The sequence below is a fragment of the Actinomadura sp. SCN-SB genome (assembly GCF_043906805.1).
Taxonomy (GTDB): Bacteria; Actinomycetota; Actinomycetes; order Streptosporangiales; family Streptosporangiaceae; genus Spirillospora.
This window is the reverse complement of record NZ_JBIMPP010000062.1, coordinates 1-25234: the sequence shown is the minus strand read 5'-3', so window position 1 is coordinate 25234 and position 25234 is coordinate 1. Positions and strand designations below refer to the sequence as shown.

At 72.0% G+C, this 25234-nt stretch carries 20 protein-coding genes; 19 read left to right on the top strand and 1 reads right to left on the bottom strand.

The genetic code is table 11. The annotated features are described in order from the left end of the window. Positions 1-10 precede the first annotated feature (10 nt). The 9 genes from ACGWYJ_RS30610 to ACGWYJ_RS30570 all read left to right on the top strand — a co-directional run bounded on the left by ACGWYJ_RS30610 (position 11) and on the right by ACGWYJ_RS30570 (position 10135). Complete coding sequence (locus tag ACGWYJ_RS30610) at positions 11-1156, top strand: thiolase family protein (protein WP_395109917.1); 1146 nt, start codon at positions 11-13, stop codon at positions 1154-1156. Further along, the gene (locus tag ACGWYJ_RS30605; protein WP_395109916.1) at positions 1156-2667 is read left to right on the top strand and encodes a class I adenylate-forming enzyme family protein; all 1512 of its coding nucleotides are present in this window, start codon (positions 1156-1158) and stop codon (positions 2665-2667) included. The genes ACGWYJ_RS30610 and ACGWYJ_RS30605 overlap by 1 nt, the downstream gene beginning before the upstream one ends. A gap of 35 nt (positions 2668-2702) precedes the next feature. Further along, positions 2703-3845 (top strand): acyl-CoA dehydrogenase family protein, encoded by a 1143-nt coding sequence (locus ACGWYJ_RS30600; RefSeq protein WP_395109915.1) that lies wholly within the window; start codon positions 2703-2705, stop codon positions 3843-3845. A gap of 41 nt (positions 3846-3886) precedes the next feature. Further along, complete coding sequence (locus ACGWYJ_RS30595; protein WP_395109914.1) at positions 3887-5077, top strand: acyl-CoA dehydrogenase family protein; 1191 nt, start codon at positions 3887-3889, stop codon at positions 5075-5077. 37 nt (positions 5078-5114) lie between these two features. Next, positions 5115-6656 (top strand): acyl-CoA synthetase, encoded by a 1542-nt coding sequence (locus ACGWYJ_RS30590; RefSeq protein ID WP_395109913.1) that lies wholly within the window; start codon positions 5115-5117, stop codon positions 6654-6656. A 2-nt stretch (positions 6657-6658) separates the two neighbouring features. Next, positions 6659-7687: an LLM class F420-dependent oxidoreductase gene (locus tag ACGWYJ_RS30585; RefSeq protein ID WP_395109912.1), complete on the top strand. Its 1029-nt coding sequence runs from the start codon at positions 6659-6661 to the stop codon at positions 7685-7687. Beyond that, positions 7678-8208 carry a DoxX family protein gene (locus ACGWYJ_RS30580; protein ID WP_395109911.1) on the top strand — a complete coding sequence of 177 codons (531 nt, stop codon included), beginning with the start codon at positions 7678-7680 and terminating at the stop codon, positions 8206-8208. Before ACGWYJ_RS30585 ends, ACGWYJ_RS30580 begins: the two co-directional genes overlap by 10 nt. 83 nt (positions 8209-8291) lie before the next feature. Further along, on the top strand, positions 8292-8603 hold the full coding sequence (locus ACGWYJ_RS30575) for a hypothetical protein (protein ID WP_395109910.1): 312 nt from the start codon (positions 8292-8294) through the stop codon (positions 8601-8603). A 32-nt stretch (positions 8604-8635) separates the two neighbouring features. Continuing rightward, positions 8636-10135: a class I adenylate-forming enzyme family protein gene (locus ACGWYJ_RS30570; RefSeq protein ID WP_395109909.1), complete on the top strand. Its 1500-nt coding sequence runs from the start codon at positions 8636-8638 to the stop codon at positions 10133-10135. A 3-nt stretch (positions 10136-10138) separates the two neighbouring features. On the opposite strand, the gene ACGWYJ_RS30565 is transcribed toward ACGWYJ_RS30570, so the two are convergent. Next, positions 10139-11572: a FadR/GntR family transcriptional regulator gene (locus ACGWYJ_RS30565; RefSeq protein ID WP_395109908.1), complete on the bottom strand. Its 1434-nt coding sequence runs from the start codon at positions 11570-11572 to the stop codon at positions 10139-10141. Positions 11573-11812: 240 nt separating this feature from the next. On the opposite strand from ACGWYJ_RS30565, the gene ACGWYJ_RS30560 reads away from it, so the two are divergent. From ACGWYJ_RS30560 to ACGWYJ_RS30515, 10 genes are all read left to right on the top strand, one after another. Continuing rightward, on the top strand, positions 11813-12565 hold the full coding sequence (locus tag ACGWYJ_RS30560) for an enoyl-CoA hydratase-related protein (RefSeq protein ID WP_395109907.1): 753 nt from the start codon (positions 11813-11815) through the stop codon (positions 12563-12565). Between the two features lie 14 nt (positions 12566-12579). Continuing rightward, positions 12580-14697, top strand: a complete 2118-nt coding sequence (locus tag ACGWYJ_RS30555) for an acetate--CoA ligase family protein (RefSeq protein WP_395109906.1) — start codon at positions 12580-12582, stop codon at positions 14695-14697. Further along, entirely contained in the window at positions 14691-15635 is a 945-nt protein-coding gene (locus ACGWYJ_RS30550; RefSeq protein WP_395109905.1) for an ABC transporter permease, read from the top strand. The genes ACGWYJ_RS30555 and ACGWYJ_RS30550 overlap by 7 nt, the downstream gene beginning before the upstream one ends. Then, positions 15632-17584 (top strand): dipeptide/oligopeptide/nickel ABC transporter permease/ATP-binding protein, encoded by a 1953-nt coding sequence (locus ACGWYJ_RS30545; RefSeq protein ID WP_395109904.1) that lies wholly within the window; start codon positions 15632-15634, stop codon positions 17582-17584. Before ACGWYJ_RS30550 ends, ACGWYJ_RS30545 begins: the two co-directional genes overlap by 4 nt. Further along, positions 17581-18621 carry an ABC transporter ATP-binding protein gene (locus ACGWYJ_RS30540; RefSeq protein WP_395109903.1) on the top strand — a complete coding sequence of 347 codons (1041 nt, stop codon included), beginning with the start codon at positions 17581-17583 and terminating at the stop codon, positions 18619-18621. Before ACGWYJ_RS30545 ends, ACGWYJ_RS30540 begins: the two co-directional genes overlap by 4 nt. Continuing rightward, the gene (locus ACGWYJ_RS30535; protein WP_395109902.1) at positions 18618-20204 is read left to right on the top strand and encodes an ABC transporter substrate-binding protein; all 1587 of its coding nucleotides are present in this window, start codon (positions 18618-18620) and stop codon (positions 20202-20204) included. Before ACGWYJ_RS30540 ends, ACGWYJ_RS30535 begins: the two co-directional genes overlap by 4 nt. A gap of 43 nt (positions 20205-20247) precedes the next feature. Beyond that, positions 20248-22185 (top strand): AMP-binding protein, encoded by a 1938-nt coding sequence (locus tag ACGWYJ_RS30530; RefSeq protein WP_395109901.1) that lies wholly within the window; start codon positions 20248-20250, stop codon positions 22183-22185. Further along, on the top strand, positions 22182-23468 hold the full coding sequence (locus ACGWYJ_RS30525; RefSeq protein ID WP_395109900.1) for a MaoC family dehydratase N-terminal domain-containing protein: 1287 nt from the start codon (positions 22182-22184) through the stop codon (positions 23466-23468). Before ACGWYJ_RS30530 ends, ACGWYJ_RS30525 begins: the two co-directional genes overlap by 4 nt. Beyond that, on the top strand, positions 23465-24265 hold the full coding sequence (locus ACGWYJ_RS30520; RefSeq protein WP_395109899.1) for an enoyl-CoA hydratase/isomerase family protein: 801 nt from the start codon (positions 23465-23467) through the stop codon (positions 24263-24265). The genes ACGWYJ_RS30525 and ACGWYJ_RS30520 overlap by 4 nt, the downstream gene beginning before the upstream one ends. Before the next feature lie 12 nt (positions 24266-24277). Further along, on the top strand, positions 24278-25234 hold a 957-nt coding region (locus tag ACGWYJ_RS30515; RefSeq protein WP_395109898.1), incomplete at its 3' end, for an acyl-CoA dehydrogenase family protein.

Below are 25234 nucleotides of genomic sequence, written 5' to 3'. Positions count from 1 at the left end.
GGAGGCGCAGATGCGCGATGCCGTGATCGTTGAGGCCGTCCGCACACCGGTGGGACGGCGCAACGGCGCCCTGTCCGGGGTGCACCCTGTCGATCTGTCGGCGCATGTGCTGACGGCGCTCGCCGAGCGGTCGGGGATCGACCCGGCGCTGGTGGACGACGTGGTATGGGGTTGCGTGCAGCAGGTCGGAGACCAGGCCAACAACATCGCTCGCAACGCGGTGCTGTCGGCGGGCTGGCCCGAGTCGGTGCCGGGCACCTCGGTGGACCGGCAGTGCGGCTCCTCCCAGCAGTCGGTGCACTTCGCCGCCGCCGGGCTGGTGTCCGGCCAGTACGACGTCGTGATCGCGGGCGGCGTGGAGAGCATGTCGCGGATCCCGATGGGCACCTCGATGATCGACGGGAACCCGATGGGCCCCGGCTTCGAGCGCCGCTACGGCACCGCGAAGCCCAACCAGGGCATCGGCGCCGAGATGATCGCCGAGCGCTGGGACATCTCCCGTACCCGGCTGGACGAGTTCTCCCTCGCCTCGCACGCCAAGGCGGCCGCCGCGATCGACGAGGGCCGCTTCGCCGCGCAGATCGCCCCCTACACCCTGCCGGACGGCACCGTCGTCGACACCGACGAGGGCGTGCGGCGCGGCGGCAGCCTGGAGTCCCTCGCCAAGCTCAAGCCCGCCTTCAAGGAGGACGGGGTGATCCACGCGGGCAACAGCTCGCAGATCAGCGACGGCTCCGCCGGGCTGCTGATGACCACCTCGCAGAAGGCCGCCGAGCTGGGACTGACCCCGATCGCCCGGATCCACACCGCCGTGCTGGCCGCCGACGACCCGGTCATCATGCTGACCGCGCCCATCCCCGCCACCCGCAAGGCGCTGGAGCGCAGCGGGCTGACCCCCGACCAGATCGGCGCCTACGAGGTGAACGAGGCGTTCGCGCCCGTGCCCCTGGCCTGGCTCGCCGAGATCGGCGCCGACGAGAAGGCTCTGAACGTCAACGGCGGCGCCATCGCGCTCGGCCACCCCCTCGGCGGCAGCGGCGCTCGGCTGATGACCACCCTGGTGCACCACATGCGCGACGCCGGCGTCCGGTACGGGCTGCAGACGATGTGCGAGGGCGGCGGCATGGCCAACGCGACCATCCTCGAACTGCTGTGATGGGCGGATCCACCAGGACGGGCTCGGCTTTGGCCGAGCGGCTGGGAAGGCTGGTCGGAACGGACTCCGCCGTACCCGCGGTGGAGTACGAGGGCCGCGCGGTCACCTGGGGCGAACTGCGGCGGCTGGGCGAGGCGGCCGCGCGTGAGCTGGACGGTCTCGGCCTGGTCGAGGGCGCCCGTGTCGGCGTCGTGCTCGGCAACCGGCCCGAATCGGTCGGTCTGGTCCATCTCGTGCTGTCCACGGGTCGTTGCCTCACGGTGTTCAACCCGCTTCAACCCGGAGAGCGCCTCGCCGCCGACATCGAACGCACCACACCTCCGGTGCTCTTCGCACCGGCTGCGTTCTGGAAGTCGGAGGAGTTCGCACTGGCCGTGGCCCGCGCCGGGGCCATCGGGTACGCGGCCGAAGGCGCGTCGGTCCGGCGCGTGCCGGTCGCGTCCGTGGACGGGGCCGCGACGCCCACGCGGTTCGCGCCGGGCGTGGCGGTCGAGTTGAGCACGTCCGGCACCACCGGACCGCCCAAGCGCATCCCGCTGGCGTACCGGCAGCTGGAGGCCGCCCTGAGCTCGGTCAACGGGCACATGGCCGCGGGCAAGCGGGAACGCGCGCCGTTCACCGGCGGGGTCACGCTGATCACCACGCCGATGGTGCACATCGGAGGGCTGTGGGGCGTGCTCCAGTCACTGGCCGAGGCACGCCGGATGGTGCTGCTCGAACGGTTCACCGTGGACGGCTGGCGCGAGGTCGTCCGGACCCACCGGCCCAAGGTCACCGGGCTCCCGCCCGCGGCGATGCGCAGCGTCCTGGACGCGGAGGTGCCCGCCGAGGAACTGTCCAGCCTGCGCGCCATCACCGCCGGAGCCGCGCCGACACCGCCCGAGCTGGCCGAAGCCTTCCAGGAACGGTACGGCGTCGCGGTCCTGGTCATGTACGGCGCCACCGAGTTCTCCGGCGCCATCGCCGGCTGGTCGCTCGGGCTGCACCGGGAGTGGTGGGAGCGCAAGAAGGGAAGCGTCGGCCGCCCGTTCCCCGGCGTGGACCTGCGCGTCACCAGCGAAACCGGCGAGGTGCTTCCCGAGGGGGAGCGTGGCGTACTGGAGGTCCGCACCGGGCAGGCGGGCGGTGCGGGGGAGTGGACCCGCACCAGCGACCTGGCCCGGCTCGACGAGGACGGCTTCCTGTGGATCGAGGGCCGTGCCGACGATGTGATCATCCGGGGCGGTTTCAAGGTGCACCCGTCGATGGTCGCCGCCGCGTTGGAGCGCCACCCGGCGGTGGCCGAGGCCGCGGTCGCCGGGCTGCCCGACGAGCGGCTCGGCCAGGTACCGGTCGCGGCGTTCGAGGTGCGTCCCGGGGCGGACGTCCCTGGGGAGGCGGAACTGCGCACCTGGTGCCGCCGCGAGTTGCTGCCCTACGAGGTGCCCGTGCGCTTCCTGCACGTGCCGGAGCTGCCCCGCGGGGTGTCGCAGAAGGTCAGCCGGGTCGACCTGGTCGCCTTGTTCAAGTAGCCGGTTCGAGGTTTGAGTTGAGGAGCAGCACCGCTATGGAACGTCCCGTCTTCGAGGCCGACCACCAGCGGTTCCGCGAGGTGGTCCGGGAGTTCATCGCCCGGGAGATGACGCCCCACCACGAGCGCTGGGAGCAGGCGGGGCTCTGCGACCGCGAGGTTTACGTCGAGGCCGCCAAGCAGGGCGTGATCGGGTTCAACGTGCCCGAGGAGTTCGGTGGTGGTGGTGTCCACGACTTCCGGTTCAACGCGGTGGTCGCCGAGGAGTTGTCGTCGGCCCGAGTGCATGGCCCCGGCTTCACCTTGCACAACGATGTCGTCGCCCCGTATCTGCTCAACCTGGCGAACGAGGAGCAGAAGGCGCGCTGGCTGCCCGGCTTCGCCTCGGGCGAGGAGGTCTGGGCGATCGCGATGACCGAGCCCGGCACCGGCAGCGACCTCAAGGGCATCGCCACCACCGCCGTGCGGGACGGCGACGAGTGGGTGGTGAACGGGGCCAAGACGTTCATCTCCAACGGCATTCACTCCGACCGCGTCATCGTGGTCGCCAAGACCGACCCTGCGGGCGGCAGCAAGGCATTCAGCCTGCTGGTGGTCGAACGGGACATGCCCGGCTTCACCCGCGGCCGCAACCTCGACAAGCTCGGCCTGCACGCCCAGGACACCGCCGAGCTGAACTTCGAGAACGTGCGGGTCCCCGCGGCCAACCTGCTCGGCAAGGAGGGGCACGGGTTCTACCACCTGATGACCAACCTGCCCGAGGAACGGATGTCGATCGCGGTGTCGGCGGTCGCGGCGTCCCGGTCGATCCTCGACGAGACCATCGAGTACGCCAAGAACCGCACCGCGTTCGGCCGGCCGATCGGCTCGTTCCAGAACAGCCGGTTCGTGCTGGCCGAGCTGGACACCGAGGTCGACATCGCCCGCGTCTACGTGGACCGCTGCCTGGGCGTCCTGGCGCGCGGGGAGCTGAGCGCGGTGGACGCCGCCAAGGCCAAGTGGTGGACGACCGAACTGCAGCAGAAGGTGGTCGACCGCTGCCTGCAATTGCATGGCGGATACGGCTACATGATGGAGTATCCGGTGGCCAAGGCCTATGCGGACGCTCGAATCCAGACCATTTTCGGCGGTACGACAGAAATCATGAAGGAGATCGTCGGCCGCGATCTGGGTCTGTGACCGGATTCTTCGCCCACCCCGTGCAAGGAAGGAGCACCGCCGTGGAGTTCGGTGCCGGTACGCCGCTGGAGGAGTTCCGCGGGCAGGTGCGCGCGTTCGTCGCGTCCCACGCCCCCGGTTACAAGGTCAGGTCGGGAGTGCGCAGTCCCGAGAACGCAGCCGAGCTGAAGGAACTGCAGCGCTGGACGGCCGAGCTGTACGCCGCCGGATACCTTGGCGCCGACTGGCCGGAGGAGTACGGCGGCGTGCCCGGGCACGACCCGCTGCGGGAGTTCGTGGTGGGGGAGGAGATCGCGCGGGCGCGCGCGCCGATGCCCGCGAGCGGCGGCTCCCTGGCCGCGCACGCACTGATCAAGTTCGGCACGGAGGAGCAGAAGCGGCGGTACCTGCCGCGGATCAGATCCGGCGAGGACCTGTGGTGCCAGCTGTTCAGCGAGCCCGACGCGGGCAGCGACCTGGCGTCCCTGCGGACCGCCGCGGTGCGGGACGGCGACGAGTGGGTGATCAGCGGGCAGAAGGTCTGGACGACCAACGGGCACTGGGCGCAGTACGGCTACCTGCTGGCCCGCACTGACCCCGAGGCTCCCAAGCACAAGGGCATCAGCGCGTTCGTCCTGGATATGCGCCTTCCGGGCGTGCAGGTGCGGCCGTTGCGGGAGCTGACCGGCACCTCCGACTTCAACGAGGTCTTCTTCGACGAAGTCCGGCTGCCCGCGGACGCTCTGATCGGCGCGCCCGGACAGGGCTGGATGATCGCCAACACGTCCCTGGCCGAGGAGCGTAATGGCGTGGGCGCCTCGGTCGTGCAACTACAGCTGGCCTGGGAGGACCTGGTCGCCCTGACCCGCGACCTCACCGTGGACGGACGGCCCGCCCTGGAACTGGACGATGTGCGCCAGCAGCTTGCCAGGTTCCGTGCCGAGGTCGACACCTGCGCGCTGCTCGCCCACACCTCCATGGCCCGGTGGCGGGCGGGCAAGGCACGGATGATCGACGCCCCCGCCACCAAGCTGACCTTCAGCGAGCTCAATCTGCGGATGGCCGAGTACGCGGTGTCCCTCCCGGGCGCCCAGGGCGTCCTCACCGAGGGCGATCCGGACGCCGCCGCCGGGGGCCGCTGGCAGGACGCCTATCTGTACGCCCGCGCGTACACGATCGCCGGTGGCAGCTCGGAGATCATGCGCAACGTCATCGCCGAGCGCGCCCTCGGCCTGCCCCGCGAACCCCGCTGACGCCCCCTCCCAACCCACCCCGAGCTTGGAGGACGCCGTGCATCTGTCGAGGCTCGCCGAGCGCCATCCCGACAAGCCCGCCGTGATCGAGGCGGCCACCGGCGCGGTCACCACCTACCGTGAGCTGGACGAGGCGTCCCTGCGCCTCGCCCGGCTGCTGGCCGAACGCGGTCTGGGGCCCGGTGACCATGCGGCCCTGTTCATGGACAACAGCCCCGGGTACTTTGTCGCCGCCTGGGCCTGCCAGCGGTCCGGCCTGTACTGGACGCCGGTCAACCACCACCTCACCGTCGGCGAGGCCGCCTACATCGTCCGCGACTGCGGCGCCCGGGCGCTCATCGCGTCCGCCGGGCTGGGCGGCCCGGCCTGGGAGATCGCCAACGAGGCCCCCGGCCTGGCGGTGCGGCTCATCGACGGGGACGGGGACCCGCCCGAGGGCTTCGAGAACCTGGCCGAGGCGGTCGCGCTCGTCCCCGCCCGCGAGCGCAAGGGGGAGCTCGAGGGCTACTACATGTTCTATTCGTCAGGGACCACCGGGCGGCCCAAGGGCATCCTCCCGGCCTCCATAGGCGACCCGTTCGGCACCGGATTGCAGCTCGACCACATGCTCCCCGCCATGTTCGGCTTCGGGGACGACACCGTCTACCTGTGCCCGGCACCGCTGTACCACGCCGCGCCCACGGGCTGGACGCTCGGGACGATGCGCAACGGCGGCACGGTCGTCCTCATGGACCGCTTCGACGCCGAGCGGGCCTTGCAGCTGATCGAGGAGTACCGGGTCACGCACGCGCAGTTCGTCCCGACCATGCTGATCCGGATGCTCAAGCTCCCCGAGCCGATTCGGGACCGGTACGACGTGTCCAGCCTGCGCCGGGTGGTGCACGCCGCCGCGCCCTGCCCGGTGGACGTCAAGCGCCAGATCATCGAATGGTTCGGGCCCATCGTGTACGAGTACTACGCCGGCAGCGAGGGCAACTGCTTCTTCCTCATCGACCCCGAGGACTGGCTCGCGCACCCCGGCTCGGTCGGCAGGCCGCTGTTCGGCACGCCGCACGTGCTGGATGACGAGGGCCGCGAGCTGGCCGCAGGGGAGATCGGCACGGTCTGGTTCGAGAACGAGGGCCCGCCCCGCTTCAAGTACCACAACGACGAGGCCAAGACCGCCCGTGCCTACAACGACCGGGGCTGGGGCACCCTGGGCGACATGGGACGGCTGGACGCCGACGGCTACCTCTACCTGGTGGACCGCCGCGCCGACCTGATCCTCAGCGGCGGCGTCAACATCTACCCCCAGGAGATCGAGAACGTCCTGACCGTGCACCTGGCGGTCGCCGACGTAGCCGTGCTCGGGGCGCCCGACCCGGAGATGGGGCAGCGGGTCCGCGCCATCGTCCAACCGGCCGACCCGGCGGCGGCCGGTCCCGCGCTGGCGGAGGAGCTGATCGCGCACTGCCGGGCGCACCTGGCCGGTTACAAGTGCCCGCGCTCGATCGAGTTCATGGCCGAGCTGCCCCGAACCCCGACCGGCAAGCTGCTGCGCCGCCTGCTCGCCGAACCCCTGTCCACCAAGGAGTCATGAACATGAAGTTGAGCACCACCTTGCAGTACGCGGGGGACGCCCAGGCCGCCATCGAGCAGGCCGTCGCCCTGGAGAAGGCGGGTCTGGACGTGGCATGGGTGGCGGAGGCCTACGGCTTCGACGCGCCCACGCTGATGGGCTTCCTCGCCGCCCGCACCGAGCGGCTGACCATCGCCTCCGGCATCATCAACGTCTACTCCCGCACCCCCGCGCTGATCGCCCAGACCGCCGCCGGCATGGACGCGGTCTCCGGAGGCCGCTCGCTCCTCGGGCTTGGCGCGTCCGGCCCGCAGGTGATCGAGGGCTGGCACGGGCTTCCCTACGACCGGCCGCTGGCCCGGACCCGGGACGTGGTCGAGATCGTCCGTCGCGCGCTGCGCCGCGAGGTGGTCGACTACGCGGGCGCGACGGTGCGGGTGCCGCTGCCCCCGGAGGACGGCACCGGCCTGGGCAAGCCGCTGAAGATGATCACTCGCCCGGTGCGCCCGGCCGTGCCGATCTACCTGGCCGCGCTGGGCGCCCGCAACGTGCGGCTGGCGGCTGAGATCGCCGAGGGCTGGCTGCCACTGTTCTTCCTCCCCGAGCGGGCCAAAGAGACCTGGGGTGAGGCGATCGCGGCCGGGACTCTGGGACGCGACCCGGCGCTCGGGGAGCTCCAGATCGTGGCGGGCGGGATCCTGGCGATCGGCGAGGACCGGGCGGCGCTGCGCGACCTCGCCCGTCCGCAGCTCGCCCTGTACGTGGGCGGGATGGGCGCGCGGAACAAGAACTTCTACAACGACCTGGTCCGCCGGTACGGCTATGAGGCCGAGGCCGCGAAGATCCAGGAGCTGTACTTGTCGGGGAAGAAGAAGGAGGCCGAGGCCGCCGTCCCGGACGAGCTGATCGACCTGACCAACCTGATCGGCCCCGAGGGTTTCGTGCGGGAGCGCATCGCCGCCTACCGCGAGGCGGGCGTGACCATGCTCAACGTCGCTCCGGCAGGTCCCGACCCCGCCGCGCTGGTGGAGAAGGTCAAGGGGTGGCTCTGAGCGTGGAGGGCATCGACATCGCGGCGCTGATCCTGCGGCTGTCGGCGGGGCTGACGATCATCGCGCACGGCTGGAACCACGCGTTCGGCGGCGGGCGCATCGCCGGGACCGCCGGCTGGTTCGAGTCGATGGGGCTGCGCCCCGGGCGCCTGCACGCACTGATGGCGACCGGCACCGAACTCGGCGCGGGCGCGCTGCTGGTGCTGGGCCTGCTCACCCCGCTGGCCGCCGCCGGGGTGGTGGGCACCATGCTGGTCGCCCTCATCACCGCCCACCTGCGCAACGGCTTCTTCATCTTCCGGCCCGGCCAGGGCTACGAGTACGTCCTCATGATCATCTGCCTGTGCTGCGGGCTGGGCGCGCTCGGCGGCGGTTCGGTCTCGCTGGACGCCGCCTTCGGGATCGCGGACGCGCTGGACGGCTGGACCGGGCTGGCGATCTCCGCCGGCGCGGGCGGACTCGGCGCGGCCCTGCTCCTGGTCGCCTGCTGGCGCCCCGCCGGCGCACGCGACTCCGGCTGATCGACCCTTCTTCGCATACCGTGACGTCTTGGCTGATGGCGGCATAATAGATAACCTAGTTACCCTTGTACTGGGGAGGGTTCATGAAGCTTCGTCCCGGCCAGCAGGTGGCCAGCACCGTCGACGGCACCAGGATGATCGTGGTCCGCGCGCCCGCCGAAGAGATCGAGCTGAGCTGCGGCGGCGCCCCGATGGTGGACGCCAAGCAGGCGGCGGCGGCCCCCATCGGAACCGCGGACCCGGCCCGCCAGGGCGGGACCCTGCTCGGCAAGCGCTATGCCGACGAGGACCTCGGGATCGAGCTGCTGTGCACCAAGCCCGGCGAGGGCACCGTCGAGGCGAACGGCGTGGCGCTCCCGGTCAAGGACGCCAAGCCGCTGCCCGCCTCGGACTGACCGGCCGCCCTGGCCTTCGACTGGAGCAAGCGATGAACGTGACGATGCTGCTGGACATGGCGGCGGACGGCTTCGGCGACCGGATCGTCGTCGGGTCCCGGGATGGCGGCCTGACCGCGTCCCGGCTGCGCGCGCTGGCCTCCGGCGCCGCCCGGCGGGTGCGGGAGTCGGGCGCGGAGGCGGTGGTCTACCTCGCGGTGAACGGCCCGGCCTTCCCCGTGGCGATGTTCGCGGCGGCATGCGCGGGCGTCCCGCTGGTACCGGTGAACTACCGGCTGGGTGACGAACAGCTCGACCGGTTGCTGGCCAACCATCCGAAGGCCTTCGGCATCGCCGAGGAGGGCCAGCACGCGGCCCTGCTGCGCGCGGGCCTGTCGGTGCGGACCCCAAAGGATTTCCTCTACGACGCCGGCCAGGCGACGGACCATGGTGAGGAGGACACCTCAGCCGGCCCTGACGCCACCGCGGTCCTCATCTACACCAGCGGCACCACCTCCCAGCCCAAGGGCGTGGTGCTGCGCCACCACAACCTGGTCTCGTACGTGCTGGGGACGGTGGAGTTCGCATCGGCGGGCGAGGACGAGGCCGCCCTGATGAGCGTCCCGCCGTACCACATCGCCGCGGTCTCCAACGTGCTGACGAACCTGTACGCGGGACGCCGCTGCCTGACCCTGCATTCCTTCACGCCGCGTGAATGGCTGGAACTGGTGCGGAAGGAAGGCGTGACCAACGCGATGGTCGTCCCGACGATGCTCGCCCGCATCATGGACGCCCCCGACCTCGACCGCTCGGTACCCACCCTGCGCGCCCTGGCCTACGGCGGCGCGAAGATGCCGCCTCGCGTCATCGAACGCGCGCTTCGGCAATGGCCGAACGTCGACTTCGTCAACGCCTACGGCCTCACCGAGACCAGTTCCACCATCGCCATCCTCGGCCCCGACGACCACCGTGCCGCGATCACCGCCGACGACCCCCAGGTAAGGGCCAGGCTGGCGTCGGCCGGGCGCCCCGTCCCGGCGATCGAGCTGGAGATCCGCGACGAGGATGGCCGGGTGCTACCTCCAGGGCAGAGCGGCCGGATCTGGGTGCGCGGCGAGCAGGTCTCCGGGGAGTACGCGGGCCACGGCTCGTCCGTCGACGAGCGCGGCTTCTTCGACACCCGGGACCAGGGCCACCTGGACGCCGACGGCTACCTGTTCGTGGAGGGCCGCGTCGACGACACCATCATCCGGGGCGCGGAGAACATCGCCCCCGCCGAGATCGAGGACGTCCTCCTCCGTCACCCCGACGTGGCCGACGCCGCCGTGGTGGGCGTGCCCGACGAGGAATGGGGACAGCGCGTCGAGGCGGTCGTCGTGCCCGTCAGCGGGGCCGACCTCGACCCGGAGGAACTGCGCGGCTACGTCCGGGAACGGCTGCGCGGCTCCAAGACCCCCGACCGCATCGCCTGCTGGCCCGAACTCCCCCGCACCGCCACCGGCAAGGTCATCAAACGCGACATCGTCGCCGGCCTGTACCCCGCGCCGCGCTGACCGCTAGCAGGGCGGCGATGGGTCGAGCCAGGGCTCCAGGGCGGCGAGATGGCGGCTCATACGGTGCCGGGCCAGGCTGGCGTCGCCCGCCAGCACCGCATCGGCGATCTTCTCGTGGATCACCAGGGACGGGTCCCGTACCGCCCCCTCGGGAGGGCGGAACCGGACGAGCCGGACCAGCACCGCGGTGAACAGCGACAGCAGCCGGTTGCCGCTCATCCGCGCCAGCGTCACGTGCACGTTCGCGAGCGCCGGTTCCGGACGGATCGCGGGGTCGCGCTCGTGGTCGAGGGCCGCCGCCAGTTCGGCGGTGTCCTCGTGGGGGGCATGGGCGGCGGCCAGTTCGATCGCCTTGAGCTCCACCGCCGTCCGTACCTCGAACAGCTCCGTGGCCCTGACCTTCAGGTAGCGGAGGTAGAGGACGAGCGCGTCGACCACGCGGGCCGGGTCGGGGGCCTGGACGACCAGGCCGCCTCCAGGGCCTTGGCGCATGCGGGCGACGCCGTTGTGCTCCAGGATCCGCATGGCCTCCCGGAACACGGCCCGGCTGACCCCCAGCTCCTCGCGCAGGCTCGCCTCGTTGCCCAGAACCTCCCCGGTCGGCCAGCCACGCCGGTGGATCTCCTGGCGCACCAGCATCGCCACCTTCTCCGGCAGCTTGCCCGCCGTGCCGTCGGTGACGGCGCCGGCGAGCCGCTGCGCCAGGGACCCCGGGCCACCGACCGGCTGCGACCGCCCGGCGGCCTGGGCCTGGCGCACCTTGTCCAGCCAGGCGCGTTCGCCCTCCAGGTGGCGGCGGACGCGCCGCTCGGCCTTGACCTCGTCGCCGGACACGATCGCCTCGGCGATGGCGAGCAGCGCCCGATGCCGGACGCTGCTCATGTCCGTGCCGAGCGCGAAGTCGTCGGACGGACCGCCCGCGAGCGCCCCGGTCACCCGGGTCAGCGTCGGGATGAAGATCGACAAGACCGGGTTCCCGGTGGCCTGCGCGATCGCCACGCTGAGCGGCCGGTCCACCCTGTCGGTGGCGGCCACCTCGCGCAGGTGCGGGATGTCGTCCTCGCCGATCCGGCGCGCGGCCAGCCGCGCGGCGAGCACCTCCAGGGTGATCCGGGCGTCGTACAGCTCACCGACCGACACGTCGGCGAAGTGGAAGAACGCGGCCACCGCCTCCGCCACCACCGCGCCTGCCGGCGCGCGCACGACCAGCCCGCCGCCCCGGCCGCGGCGCATGGCCGCCACCTGCTTGTACTCCAGGATGCTGATCGCCTCGCGCACCGCGGCGCGGGACACCCCGTAGCGCGCGATCAGCTCCGCCTCGGCCCCGAGCGCCTCGCCCACCGGCCACCCGCGCTCGACGATCTCGTCCTCGATGCGCCGCGCCACCTGCTCGGCGAGCTTGCGCCGCGGCGCGGCGGGGGTCGTGCTGGGCGGCACCGTCAACTTCAGACCCCCGGTCGGCTCAGGCCCCTCCGGCAGGGCCACGTCATCGGATGAATCGTAGCGAGCATCTTGGCTCCTCAGATTAAACATGATACTAATTTCTCAGAGGAGATGCGCGTCAGGGGCTCCATCGCCCGGCGAAAAGAGGTGAATCTGGTGGCCCAGGCTGTGTGCGGCGCGCCGACGCCGCAGGATGTCGATCCGGTTCTCAGCAAAACAGTCGACGAAATAGCCGTGATCACGCTGAACCGGCCGGAGCGGCTCAACGCCTTCACGACCGAGATGCGCGGGCTGTACCTGGAGGCGCTCGACCGCGCGGACCACGACCCGGGCGTCCGTGCCATCGTCGTGACCGGGGCCGGGCGCGCGTTCTGCGCCGGGGCCGACTTCAAGGCACTGGAAGGGCTGGACGCCGCGACGCTGCGCGCCCGGAACGACGCACAGCGACTTCCCTTCGACACCGCCATGCGGCTCCGCAAGCCGCTCATCGCCGCCGTGAACGGACCGGCCGCCGGAATCGGCCTGGCCCACACCCTCATGGCCGACCTGCGCTTCGCCGCGCCCGGGGCGACCTTCACCACCGCGTTCGCCCGGCTCGGGCTGACCGCCGAGGGCGGCACGGCCTGGCTGCTGTCCAGGCTCGTCGGGACGGCTCGGGCGCTGGACCTGCTCTACTCGTCGCGCACCGTGGGGGCCGAGGAGGCCGAGCGCATCGGCCTCGTCCAGTGGATCGTTCCGGCGGAGGAACTGCTCGACCGGGCCCGCGCCTACGCCGCCGGTCTCGCCGTGAACTCCGGCTACTCGCTCGCCCGGATGCGCGAACAGGTGCACGCCGCCTGGGAGCAGGACTGGGACACCGCCCGCGAACATTCCCAGAACCTCGTCTACGAAAGCCTCGACCGTCCCGAGTTCACCGAACTGGCCGCCCGCCGCCGCACGCCCGCCGCCGGTTCCGGCTCCGTCCCGCCCCGTTCGAGCAGCGCATGAAGGAGTGGTCAACCGTGACCCAGACGGCGACCGAGCCGCCCGCCGGCCTGGCGACGCTCGCCCCCCTCGTCTCGCCGCGTTCGATCGCGGTGGTCGGCGCGTCCGACCAGCCCGCCCGGATCGGCGGCCGCATCCTCGCCCGGCTGATCGAGAGCTATCGCGGCGGGATCTTCCCGGTGAACAGCTCCCGTGACACCGTCCAGGGGCTGCCCGCCTTCCCGGACATCTCCGCCGTCCCCGAGCCCGTCGACCTGGCCATCGTCGCGGCGCCCGGCCCGGCCGTCCCGCAGATCGCGCGCGACGCGGCGGCCCGCGGCACCGGCGCGATGCTCGTTCTGTCGGCGGGCTTCGGTGAGGTCGGCGAGGAGGGCAGGCGGGCGCAGGACGAGCTGGTCGCGATCGGCGCCGGGGCCGGGATGCGGATCTGCGGGCCGAACTGCATCGGGATCATGAACCTGACGATCGGGCTCCGCGCGGTGTTCTCCACCATCACCGACGTTCCGCAGGAGACCGGCAACATCGGCATCGTCAGCCAGAGCGGCGGCTTCGGCATGTCCATGTTCGAGACCGCGCAGCAGTCCGGGCTGGGTGTCTCCTACGTCCTGGCCACCGGTAATGAGGCCGACGTGACCTGCGGGGAGATGGTGGGTCACCTGGTCGAGCAGCCGGATGTGCAGGTCATCGCGCTGTTCATGGAGGGGGTGCGCAAGCCCGGCACGCTGCTGGCCGCCGCCCGTCGCGCGCTGGAACTGGGCAAGCCGATCGTGGCCGTGCGCACCGGCCGCTCCAAGGTCGGGGCCCGCGCCGCGGCCAGCCACACCGGCGCGCTGTCGTCGGCGGACGACGTGGTCTCGGCGGCGTTCGAGGGCGCCGGGATCGTCCGCGTGGACGGTCCCGCCGAGCTGGTGGAGTTCGCCCGGGTGTTCTCGGCCGGACGCCGCCCGGCCGGACGCCGCCTCGCCGTCATCACCTCCAGCGGCGGCGCGGGCGTGCTGATGGCCGACGCCGCCGAGACCGCCGGTCTGGAGATGCCGCGGCCGTCCGGCGAACTGGAGAAGGAGCTGGGCGCCCTCGTGCCGTCCTTCGGGTCGATCGCCAACCCGATCGACCCGACCGCGCAGATCGTCAACGACCAGTCGATGCTCCGCGAGCTGTTCACCAAGGTCGCCGCGGCGCCCGACTACGACATGGTGGTCGTCGCGGGCGCGGCGCGCGGCCTCGGCCCGCGGTTGCGCGAGACGATGCAGGCCGCCAGCGACGCCACCGAGAAGCCGTTCGCGGTGTGGGCGGGGCAGCCGGACGTCGCCCGCGACCTGACCGGCCGTGGCGTCACCGCCTGCCACGACCCGAACCTGCTGGTCCGCGCGATGGGCGAGCTGGTGCGCTACCAGGAGACCCGCGAGCGCCTGCTGGGGGAGCCGTTCCATCCGCGGCCCGCCGGCATCCCAGAGGTGGGGACGCCGCCGCGGCCGCTGGCCGAGCACGTATCCCGCCGCTACCTGGTCGAGGCCGGGATCCCCGTCCCCGACGAGCGCGTCGTCGCCAGCGCGGCCGAGGCCGTGTCCGCCGCCGCCGAGCTAGGCGGGAAGGTCGTGCTAAAGCTCAGCGCGGACTGGCTCGCCCACAAGAGCGAGCACGGTGCCGTCCGCGTCGGGCTGACCGGACCCGCCGACATCGAGGCCGCCTACACCGATCTCGCCGCGCTCGGCCGCGAACTTCGCCCCGCCGACGGGACCGCCGCCTCGATCCTCGTGCAGCGGATGGTCGAGCCGGGCGTTGAACTGGTCTGCGGGCTCCTCACCGACCCCACGTTCGGGCCGGTCGTCACGGTGGGGCTCGGCGGGACGCTGGTCGAGATCATCCGGGACCGGCGCCTGGCCCTCGCCCCGGTCGGGCCCGCCGAGGCGGGGCGGCTCGTCCGGGAACTGGGCGGCGGACGCCTCGTCGGCGCCGCCCGCGGCCTCACCGAGGCACAGGCCCAGTCCGTCGCCGGCGTGCTGGTCAGGCTCGGCGAGATCGCCGGGCGGCACCCGGAGGTCCGCGAACTGGAGCTGAACCCGCTGATCGTCGGGGCGTCCGGCGCCGTCGCCGTCGACGCCTTGGCCGTGGTGACGGGAGCGGAACCGTGCTGAGAACGGTGGTCATCCGGCTGCTGGCGATGATCCCGCTGGTCTTCCTGGTCGCGACCGGCGTGTTCTTCCTCGGCCAGCTCTCCGACGTCGATCCCGCGGAGAACATCGTCGGGCCCGAGGCGTCCGAAGCGCAGGTCGCCGCGGTCCGGCAGGAGCTCGGGCTGGACCGTCCGGTCCTGGAGCAGTACACCGACTGGCTGTCCGGCGCCGTCCGCGGCGACCTCGGCCAGTCGCTGTACACCAAGGCGGACGTGGCGACCTCGCTGATACAGGCGCTGCCGGTCACCCTGTCGCTCACGTTCGGCGGGCTGCTGGTGGGGCTGCTGCTCGGCGTGCCGTCCGGGATCTGGAGCGCGCTGCGCGCGGGCCGCGCCGGCGACAGGGCGATCAGCCTGTTCGCCACGGTGGGCCAGGCCGTGCCGGGATTCTGGCTCGGGCTGCTGCTGATCTTCGCGTTCGCGATCCAGCTGCCGTGGTTCCCGTCGGTCGGCTATGTGCCGATCGACCAGAGCCCGGGCGGCTGGCTGCGCAGCCTGGTGCTGCCCTCGATCTCGCTGGGCCTGATCGCCGCCGCCGCGATCTCCCGGCAGACCCGGTCCAGCATGATCGGTGTGCTGCAGCAGGAGTACGTGCGGACAGCGCTCAGCAAGGGCCTGTCCAAGCGCCGCGTCATCGTCAAACACGCGCTGAAGAACGCCGCGGTACCGATCGTCACCGTCGTGTCGTTCCAGGTCACGACGCTGCTGGGCGGTTCGATCGTGATCGAGCGGCTGTTCGCCATGCCCGGCCTCGGGCAGCTGGCCATCAACGCGGTGCTGCGCCGCGACCCGGACGTCATCCAAGGGATCGTCGTGCTGACCGTGATCGTCGTCGTGCTGGTCAACGTGCTGCTCGACCTGTCGTACGCGTGGCTCAACCCCAAGGTGCGTGCGCTGTGAGGGCCGAGGACCGTGGGGGCGGGCGGCTCACCGCCAGGCTGCTGCGCTCCAGGGCCACGCTGTTCTGGGCCGCCGTCGTGGCGCTGGTCATGCTCTGCGCCGCGCTCGCCCCGGTGCTCGCGCCGTACGACCCGCTCAAGGGCGACATCCGCGACGGCCTGCTCGGGCCGTCCGCCGACCACTGGCTCGGCACCGACAAGCTCGGCCGGGACGTGCTCTCCCGGATCCTGTACGGGGCCCGGGTCGCGCTCGCCTCGGGCGCCGAGGCGGTCGGCATCGCGGCGGTCATCGGCATCCCGCTCGGACTGCTGTCGGGCTACCTCGGCGGCTGGACCGACCGGATCCTGATGCGGATCGTCGAGGGGATCATGTCGGTGCCGTTCCTGGTGCTGGCCATCGCACTGATCTCGGTGCTCGGCCCGGGGCTGTGGAAGTCCATGGCCGTGGTCGGCGTCGTCTACGCGATGACGCTGCTGCGGCTGACCCGCGGCGAGGCCCTCGCCGCCCGTGAGGAGCTCTACGTCGACGGGGTCCGGGTGGCGGGCGCCCGCGCCGGGCGGATCCTGTTCCGGCACATCCTGCCCAATATCACCCCGCCGCTGATCGTGCAGGTCACGCTGATGATCGCGGGTGCGATCATCGCGGAGGCGACGCTGTCGTTCCTGGGCTTGGGCGCGCAGGCCGGGCAGGCGAGCTGGGGCACGATGCTGGCGGACGCGCAGGCGAGCATCCGGCAGAGCTTCTTCCTGGCGCTGCCGCCGGGCCTGGCGATCCTGGTCACGGTGCTGGCGTTCAACCAGGTCGGCGACGGCGTGCGGGACCTGTTCGCCCGCGAGGCCAAGGCCGGGTCGCTGGGCGTCAACCCGGTGCACCACGACACCCCCGAAGGCGACGCGGCGGAGCCGCCCGCCGGGGTGGCCGTGGCCGACCCGCTGCTGAGCGTCCGCGACCTCACCGTGTCGTTCCCGCAGCCGGGCGCCGGGCGGGTCACCGTCGTGCAGGGCGTGTCCCTGGACGTGGGCCGGGGCGAGATCCTCGGGCTGGTCGGCGAGTCGGGCAGCGGCAAGAGCGTCACCGCGATGTCGCTGCTCGGGCTCGTCCCCGACCCCGGGCGGGTCGCGGCGTCGGCCGTCCGGCTGGACGGCCGGGAGCTGACCGGGCTGCCGTTCGACGAGCTGCGCAAGGTGCGCGGCGGCGAGATCGGCGTGGTGTTCCAGGAACCGATCGCCAGCCTGAACCCCGCCTACACGGTCGGCGACCAGGTAGCCGAGGTGCTGCGCGAGCACGAGGAGCTGAACCGGGCGCAGGCGCGGGAGCGGGTCATCGAGCTGTTCGACCAGGTGCACATCCCCGACCCCGCCGCGCGGCTCGGCGACTACCCGCACCAGTTCTCCGGCGGCATGGCGCAGCGCGTGATGATCGCGATGGCGCTGGCGGCCCGGCCCCGGCTGCTGGTCGCCGACGAGCCCACCACCGCGCTGGACGTCACCGTCCAGGGCCAGGTACTGGACCTGCTGCTGGAGCTGCGCGAGCGGATCGGGATGTCCATCCTGCTGATCACCCACGACCTCGGGGTGGTCGCCGACGTGGCCGACCGGGTCGCGGTGATGTACGCCGGGCAGCTGGTGGAGTGCGGGACCACCGAGGAGGTCTTCCGGAACCCGTCCCACCCCTACACCGAGGGCCTGCTGGCCTCGCTGCCGCGCAACGTGCGGCGGACGGGCCGGCTGCCGTCGATACCCGGCGTGGTCCCGCCGCCGAACACCTGGCCCGAGGGCTGTCACTTCGCTGATCGCTGCGCGCACGCGCGGCCGGAGTGCTCGGCCGGGCCGATCGAGCTGGCCGCCGCCGACGGGGCCGGCCGTGCCGCCCGATGCGTCCGCGCGGGCGAGCTGACCCTGACGGGAGTCCGTGACGTCGGCGCGGAGCAGATTGCGAAAAAGTCATGACGACCACCACGCAGAGCACGACCGGGACCGGCCCGCTGCTGCGGGTGCGGAACCTGACGGTCACCTTCACCGGCAACCGCTCCGCCCCCTGGCGGCGTCCCGGCACGACCGTCGCCGTCAACGACATCGATCTGGACGTCGCGCCGGGCGAGACGCTCGGCCTGGTGGGGGAGTCGGGTTCCGGCAAGTCCACCACCGCGCGGGCGATCCTGCGGTTGCTCCGGCCGGACGGCGGCACGATCGAGGCGGCCGGTTTCCAGGTCGACTCCTTCGGCCGCCGCGTCCCGGCCGCCTACCGTCGCGCGGTGCAGGCGGTGTTCCAAGACCCGCTGGGCTCGCTGGACCCGACCAAGGTGATCGGCGACATCGTGGCCGAGCCGCTGGCCATCCACTTCGGCCTGCGCGGCCCGGAGCGGGACCGGCGGGTGGCAGGGTTGCTCGACCAGGTCGGGCTCGCCGCGCACCATGCCCGCCGGTACCCCTACGAGCTGTCGGGCGGGCAGCGCCAGCGGGTGTCGATCGCGCGGGCGCTGGCCGCCGAGCCGCGCCTGATCGTCCTGGACGAGCCGGTCAGCGCGCTGGACGTGTCCGTGCAGAGCCAGGTCGTCAACCTGCTGGAGGACGTGCGGGAGCGGACCGGCGTCGGCTACCTGTTCGTCGCGCACGACCTGGCCGTCGTCCGCCACGCCAGCGATCGGATCGCGGTCATGTACCGCGGCCGCGTGGTCGAGGAGGGCCCGGCGGACCGGATCTGCGAGCAACCTGCCCACCCCTACACCGAGGCGCTGCTGGCGGCCGTCCCCGACCCGGACCCTGCCCGGCAGCGGCTCCAGCGGGCCAGGCGCCGTGAACTGAGCGCCGCCGCTCCCGTCCCCGGCGGCGTCTCCGCCTCCGGGTGCCCCTTCGCCGCCCGATGCCCGCACCGGATGCCGGTGTGCGCCGACTCTTTTCCCGAATGGACGCCCGTGACGGGCGGCGGCCGTGTCGCCTGCCACCTCTACGGCGAACCCCCCACCACCCCGGAGGATGCCCGATGATCCCGACCTCGGCACCCAGACGTCTCCTGACGGCGGCGGCCGCGTTGCTGACCGGCCTGACCCTGGCCGCTTGCGGTGGCGGTGCGACCGGCGGAGCCACGGGCCCGCTCGTCGAGACCGCGGGCGCCCCCGCGGCCCCGGCCGGAACGCTGCGCATGGCGGCCTGGCAGGAGACACCGTCGCTGGACCCGGCCCGCACCACCACCCAGAACGGGATGCTGATCCTTCCCGAGTACGACACGCTGACCGTCGTCGACGACGAGTTCAACGCCAAGCCGTGGCTGGCGACGTCGTGGTCCCAGCCCGATCCAAGGACCTGGGAGTTCAAGCTCCGCAACGACGTGACCTTCCATGACGGCTCCAAGTTCGACGCCGAGACCGTCAAGCTGAACCTGGACCGCGCCAAGAAGATCACCGGCGGTCCCTACACCAACATCTACGCCCCGATCTCCGAGGTGGAGGCCGTCGACCCGGCCACGGTCAGGGTGTCGTTCTCGGTGCCGCAGCCCGACTTCCCCTACAGCATGTCCACCGTCGCGGGCGCCATGATCAGCCCGAAGGCGATCAAGGACGGCACGGACCTGACCCGCACCGCCGCCGGCAGCGGCGGCTGGATCTGGCAGAAGGGCGCCCATCGCGAGGGCGCCGAGCACGTCTACAAGGCGAACCCGAACTACTGGAACAAGGCGGCGGTCCGGGCCGAGACGATCAACGTCAAGATCATGCAGGAGGACAACGCGCGGCTGAACGCCGTCCAGAGCGGCCAGATCGACGTGATGTCGACGCTGCAGCCGAACCAGATGGATCCCGCGAAGAACGCGGGCCTGCGGGTGCTGAGCGACTACACCTTCACCGGCACGTTCCTGATCATGGACCGCGCCGGGAAGAAGGTGCCCGCCTTCGCCAAGCCGCAGGTCCGGCAGGCGATCGGCCTGCTGCTCGACCGGGACGCGTACAACAAGGCGCTGCTGTCCGGCAAGGGCGACTCCAAGAACGGCGGGTTCGCCGCGCCCGGGTCTCCCTGGTACGACCCGTCCCTGGACGGGCTGAACAAGCCGGACGTGGCCAAGGCGAAGCGACTGCTCGCGCAGGCCGGCTACCCGCACGGCTTCACCTTCGAGGTCGGCAACGCCCCGGTCATCAAGCAGCAGAACGAGACCATCGCGCAGCTGTTGAAGGAGGGCGGCATCACGATGAAGATCACCGATGTCGCCAACGGTCAGTACACCGCGGACGTCCGCAAGGGCCGCTTCCCGGCCGGGTACTTCGTGCCCACCTCGATCGACATCTACCAGTGGTGGAGCCGCACCGTCTCCAACAAGGGGATCTACAACGCGTTCAAGCTGGACGACCTGGCCGATCTGGACAAGATCTTCGCCCAGGCCCTGGCGATGAGCGACGACGGCGCCCGCAAGCCCTTGATCAGCCGGCTCCAGCGGCAGACCGTGGAGCGGGGCGTGGCGTTCCCGCTGAGCCAGAACCCGCGGGCCGCCGCGCTGGCGGCACCGGTGCGCGCCACCCAGCAGCCGATCTTCGCGCCGGAGGACATCGCCCCTCGCCCGCACTATCTCTGGACGAAGTAAACTATGTTCGCGAAGTCATCTACGTGGACGTAATGTGGTGAGCATGACCTCGAGGGCGTGGCTGTTCGACGTGGACGGCACCCTGCTGGACTCGGTGACCGGGACGTCGCTGCGGCCGCTGGCCCGGGAACTGCTCTCAGGTCTGCGGGAGCGGGGCGTGCCCGTGCTGCTGTGGAGCGCGGGCGGCGCGGACTACGCGCGCCGCCGCGCCGAGGGCGCAGGCATCGCCGGCCTGGTCACCGCCTTCCACGTCAAGGCCGAGCGGGACGGGCAGGACCGCTGGATCCTGCCCGTCCTGCCGCCGGAGCACGTCCCGGCCGTCCTGGTGGACGACCAGCCCGACGAGGTGCCGCCCGTGGGGAGGGTCCTCGGCGTCCCGCCCTACATCGGGCCCAACCCGCGCGACACCGCCCTGGCGGCGCTGCTCCGGCTGCTCCCTGAACCCGACCGGAAGGATCCAATGAACGACGTCGGCCCGCAATGCGGGCGGCCGCTGTCCGCGCGGCTGCGCCAGATGATCGCGATCGATCCCGCCGCGACCGCGCTCACCTTCGGCGACCGCGCCTACCCATGGTCGTACCACGGTGAGGCCATCCAGGACCTGGAGCGGCTGCTGGAGGGGACGGGCGCGCGCCGGATCGGCATCGTGCTGCGCAACCGGCCCGCGTTGCTGTCCGCGCTGATCGCCGTGCTGGCCACCGGACGGGAGGCGGTCACCCTGAGCCCCTTCCACGGGGACGTCGGGCTGACCGAGGACATCGCGGGGCTCGCCCCCCAGGCCGTCATCGCCGACCCGCAGGACTGGTCCAGGGACGGGATGGCGGACGCGGCCCGCGCTGTCGGCGCCGTGGCGATCGAGACCGGCGACGAACGCGCGCTGGTCCGGCGCGATGTGGACTGGACGCCCGGCCCCGCTCCGGTGCAACCCTCCGACGTCGCCGTGCTGATGCTGACCAGCGGCACTACCGGCAAGCCCAAGCGGGTGGAGCTGACCTACACCAGCTTCACCGCGGCGTTCAACGCAGCCGGCACCGGGGCCGCCCTGGACGGTGAGGCCCGGCTCCGTTCCGATACCGCGATCCTCTGGACGTCGCTGGTGCACATCGGCGGCCTGTACTTCGCGGTGAGCTCCGTCCTGGAGGGACGCCCCACCGCGCTGCTGGAACGGTTCGAGGTGGACGCGTGGGCCGCCCTCGTCCGCAAGCACCGGCCGAAGATCGTCGGGCTGCCGCCGACCGCCATGCGCATGGTGATGGACGCGGGCGTACCGAAGGACGTGTTCGACGGCGTCCGCGGCGTCCTGTCCGGCACCGCACCGCTCGACCCCGCCGACGCCGACCGGTTCGAGGCCCGCCACGGACTGCCCGTCCTGACCAACTACGGTGCGACCGAGTTCGCCGGGGCCATCGCGGGGTGGCATCTGAAGCTGCGCCGCGAATGGGGCGACGCCAAGCGGGGCAGTGTCGGGCGTGCCCATCCCGGCATCGAACTGCGGATCGTCGACCAGGACACCGGAGTGCCGCTGGGCCCGGGCGAGGTCGGCATCCTGGAGGCCCGCGGCGGGCAGCTCCCGGCGGGCGGCGACGGCTGGACGCGGACCACCGACCTGGCCTCCCTCGACGAGGACGGATTCCTGTTCATCCACGGCCGCGCCGACGAGGCCATCAACCGCGGCGGGTTCAAGATCGTCCCAAGCGTGATCGAGGACGCGCTGAAGGCGCACCCGGCCGTGACCGACGCATCCGCCGTCGGGCTGCCCGACCCGCGGCTCGGCGAGGTGCCGGTCGCCGCTGTGACGCTGCGCGCTCCGGCCGAGCTCGCCGAGCTGCGCAAGTGGCTGCGCGACCGGCTCGCCCGCTATCACCTGCCCACCGAGATCAAGGTCGTGGACGAGCTGCCGCGTACCCCGTCCATGAAGATCAGCCGTCCGGGCGTCCGGGCCCTCTTCGTCCCCGAAGTCCCTGAAAGGACCGCATCGTGAGTGAGACCACCGGCGAGAAGACGCAGGGGGAGTTCGAGAGGGCGACGTCCGCCGAGCTGAACGAGGCCGACATCGACAAGGACCGCGCGATCGTCGGCCGTGACTGGGCGAGCCACTCACAGGAGTTCCTCGGTACCGCCACGCCCGAGGCGATCCGCAACTTCGCCACCGGCTACGGGGACGACAACCCGCTGTTCACCGATCCCGAGTACGGCAAGGCCACCCGGTGGGGCGGTCAGATCGCTCCGCCGATCATGGCGGCGATCCTGAACGCGCCGCTGCGCGGAGAGCGCCCCTCCAAGCAGGAGCGGGGCGGCAGCTACCGCGGCATCCACGCCTTCGTGTCCGGCGGCACCTGGGACTGGTACCGGCCGATCCGTCCCGGCGACACCCTCTACGGCTTCGGCGGGCTGGAGTCGATCGAGGTCAAGCGATCGGAGTTCGCCGGCCGCTCGGTGGTGAAGGTGAACCGCCAGGTCAAGATGAACCAGAACGCCGAGGTCGTCGGCGTCTACCGCACCCTGGTCATCTACACCGAGCGCAAGAAGGCGCGCGACCGCGGCAAGTACAAGAACATCGAGGAGCCGAACTACACCGACGAGGACCTGGCGAAGATCGACGAAATCTACGCGGGAGAGAAGCCTCGCGGGCGCGAGCCGCGGTACTTCGAGGACGTCAGGGTCGGTGAGGCGCTGCCGCCGATGGTGAAGGGGCCGCTGACCACCACCGACATGGTCGTCTTCCACGCGGGCGGGTACGGCTTCGTCCCGTACGGGCTGAAGACCGGACGGCTGGCCTACCAGAACCGGCAGCGCATCGCCCCGTTTTACATCAAGAACGAGTACGGGGTGCCGGACGTGGCGCAGCGCGTCCACTGGGACTCGGCATGGGCGCAGGCCATCGGCAACCCGCGCGCCTACGACTACGGCGTGCTGCGTGAGTGCTGGGCGCACCACTACCTGACCGACTGGGGCGGCGATGACGCCTGGGTGGTGTCCCAGCACGACGAGATCCGCAAGTTCAACTACCAGGGCGACACCCAGTTCCTGTCCGGCGAGGTCACCGGCAAGACCGTGGCGGAGGACGGCCGGTGCCTGGTCGACATCGCGTTCAAGGCCACCAACCAGCGCGGCGAGGACACGATGAAAGGCACCGCGACCATCGCGCTGCCCAGCCGCGAGCACGGTCCGGCGCTGCTCCCCGCGGTTCCGGCCGAGCTGCAGCGCAGAGCGATCGACATGATGGCCCGTCACGGCGAGTTGTTGCGCGAGGGAAACCGGTGACGACCCCGAACGGCGTGCGGCACGAGGTCACGGGCGCGGTGCTGCGTCTGACCCTCGCCCGTCCCGGCAAGGCCAACGCGCTGCGGACGGAGGACATGACCGTCCTGCTGCGCGCGCTGGAGGACGCCGCCGCGGGCGGCACCGTACGGGCCGTCCTGCTGCGAGCCGAGGGCAGGAACTTCTGCGGCGGCGCCGACCTGGTCACCGCCAACGTCCCCGGAGGGGAGCGCCCGCCGCTGGGCGCGATGATCCGGGGCCTGGCGTCGGTGTCGCACCGGCTCGTCCAGACGCTGTGGGACCTGCCGGTGCCCGCGGTCGCCGCCGTCCAGGGGCGTGCGACGGGGCTCGGCCTGCATCTGGCGCTGGCCTGCGATTTCGTGGTGGCCGCCGAAACGGCCACCTTCAGCGAGCCGTTCGCCCAGCGCGGTTTCACCGCCGACAGCGGCGCCACGTACCTGCTGCCCAGGCTCATCGGGATCGCGCGGGCGAAGCAGATGCTCATCCGCGGCGTGGTCGTCCCGGCTCCGCAGGCCCTGGACTGGGGTCTGATCGGTGACGTGGTGCCGGAAGCGGAGCTGGCGGGAGCCGCGGAGGAGCTGGCGACCGAGCTGGCCGCCGGGCCGACCCTCGTGCACGGCCTCACCAAGGCCCTGATCTCCGATCATCTGATCGCGGACCTGCCGCGGGCTCTGGCGGCCGAGGCGCGCACGGTCGAGCTCAGCCTGCGCGGCGAGGACTTCAAGGAGGGCATCCGCGCGTTCCTCGGCCGCCGCGCCCCTGCCTTCACCGGACGCTGAAAGGACGGATCCGTGGAGATCGCATTCACCTCCGAGCAGGAGGAACTGCGCGCGGTCATGCGCGCCTTCCTGGAGGAGCACGCCGACCGCCGGGCTTTGATCGATGCGGACGACGCCCATGACGCGCAGCTGTGGCGGCGGATGGCCGCCGAGATCGGCGTCCAGGGGCTGGCCGTCCCCGAGGAGTACGGCGGAGCGGGGTTCGGCGCCGCCGAGCTGTGCGTGGTGTTCGAGGAACTCGGCCGGGCGCTCGCGGGCGGCCCGTTGCTGGGCACCGTGGGCCTTGCCGTCCCGGCGCTGCTGGCCTGCGCCGATGAGAAGATCAAGGCGGAGTTCCTGCCGGGGATCGCCGACGGTTCCACGATCGCGACGCTCGCGCTGGTGGAGGCCGGCGGGGCCTGGGAGACCGGCGCCGCCCACACCACGGCCAAGGCGAGCGGCGACGGCCACCTCATCGACGGCGCGAAGTACTTCGTCCTGGACGGGTCCCTCGCCGACCTGATCCTCGTCACGGCCGCCACCGACGCCGGGACGGCGCTGTTCGCCGTGTCCGGCGATGCCACCGGCCTGACCCGCCGCGCGCACGAGGCGGTCGACCCGACCCGCGGGCTGGCCCGGCTGGACTTCGCGTCCGTCCCGGCACGGCTGCTGTCGTCCGACCCGACGGTGATCGAGACGGCGGTGGACCACGCGCGGATCGCGCTGGCGGCCGAGCAGGCCGGAGGCGCGCAGTGGTGCCTGGACGCGGCCGTCGAGTACGCCAGGACACGGCACCAGTTCGAGCGGCCCATCGGCAGCTTTCAGGCCATCAAGCACCGGTGCGCCGACATGATGGTCGCGGTCGAAGCGGCACGGTCGGCCGCCTACGCGGCCGCGCTGACCCCGCACGCGGACCCGGCGGACCTCGCCGTGGCCGCGACCAGCGCGCAGATCTGCTGCTCGCGCGCCTACACCGAGGTCGCCGCCGGA

What these genes read in the sequence shown, in the direction of transcription:
- ACGWYJ_RS30610 (WP_395109917.1), top strand. Translation starts at nt 11, where the DNA reads ATGCGCGATGCCGTGATCGTTGAGGCCGTCCGCACACCGGTGGGACGG.
- ACGWYJ_RS30605 (WP_395109916.1), top strand. Translation starts at nt 1,156, where the DNA reads ATGGGCGGATCCACCAGGACGGGCTCGGCTTTGGCCGAGCGGCTGGGA.
- ACGWYJ_RS30600 (WP_395109915.1), top strand. Translation starts at nt 2,703, where the DNA reads ATGGAACGTCCCGTCTTCGAGGCCGACCACCAGCGGTTCCGCGAGGTG.
- ACGWYJ_RS30585 (WP_395109912.1), top strand. Translation starts at nt 6,659, where the DNA reads ATGAAGTTGAGCACCACCTTGCAGTACGCGGGGGACGCCCAGGCCGCC.
- ACGWYJ_RS30575 (WP_395109910.1), top strand. Translation starts at nt 8,292, where the DNA reads ATGAAGCTTCGTCCCGGCCAGCAGGTGGCCAGCACCGTCGACGGCACC.
- ACGWYJ_RS30570 (WP_395109909.1), top strand. Translation starts at nt 8,636, where the DNA reads ATGAACGTGACGATGCTGCTGGACATGGCGGCGGACGGCTTCGGCGAC.
- ACGWYJ_RS30540 (WP_395109903.1), top strand. Translation starts at nt 17,581, where the DNA reads ATGACGACCACCACGCAGAGCACGACCGGGACCGGCCCGCTGCTGCGG.
- ACGWYJ_RS30535 (WP_395109902.1), top strand. Translation starts at nt 18,618, where the DNA reads ATGATCCCGACCTCGGCACCCAGACGTCTCCTGACGGCGGCGGCCGCG.
- ACGWYJ_RS30530 (WP_395109901.1), top strand. Translation starts at nt 20,248, where the DNA reads ATGACCTCGAGGGCGTGGCTGTTCGACGTGGACGGCACCCTGCTGGAC.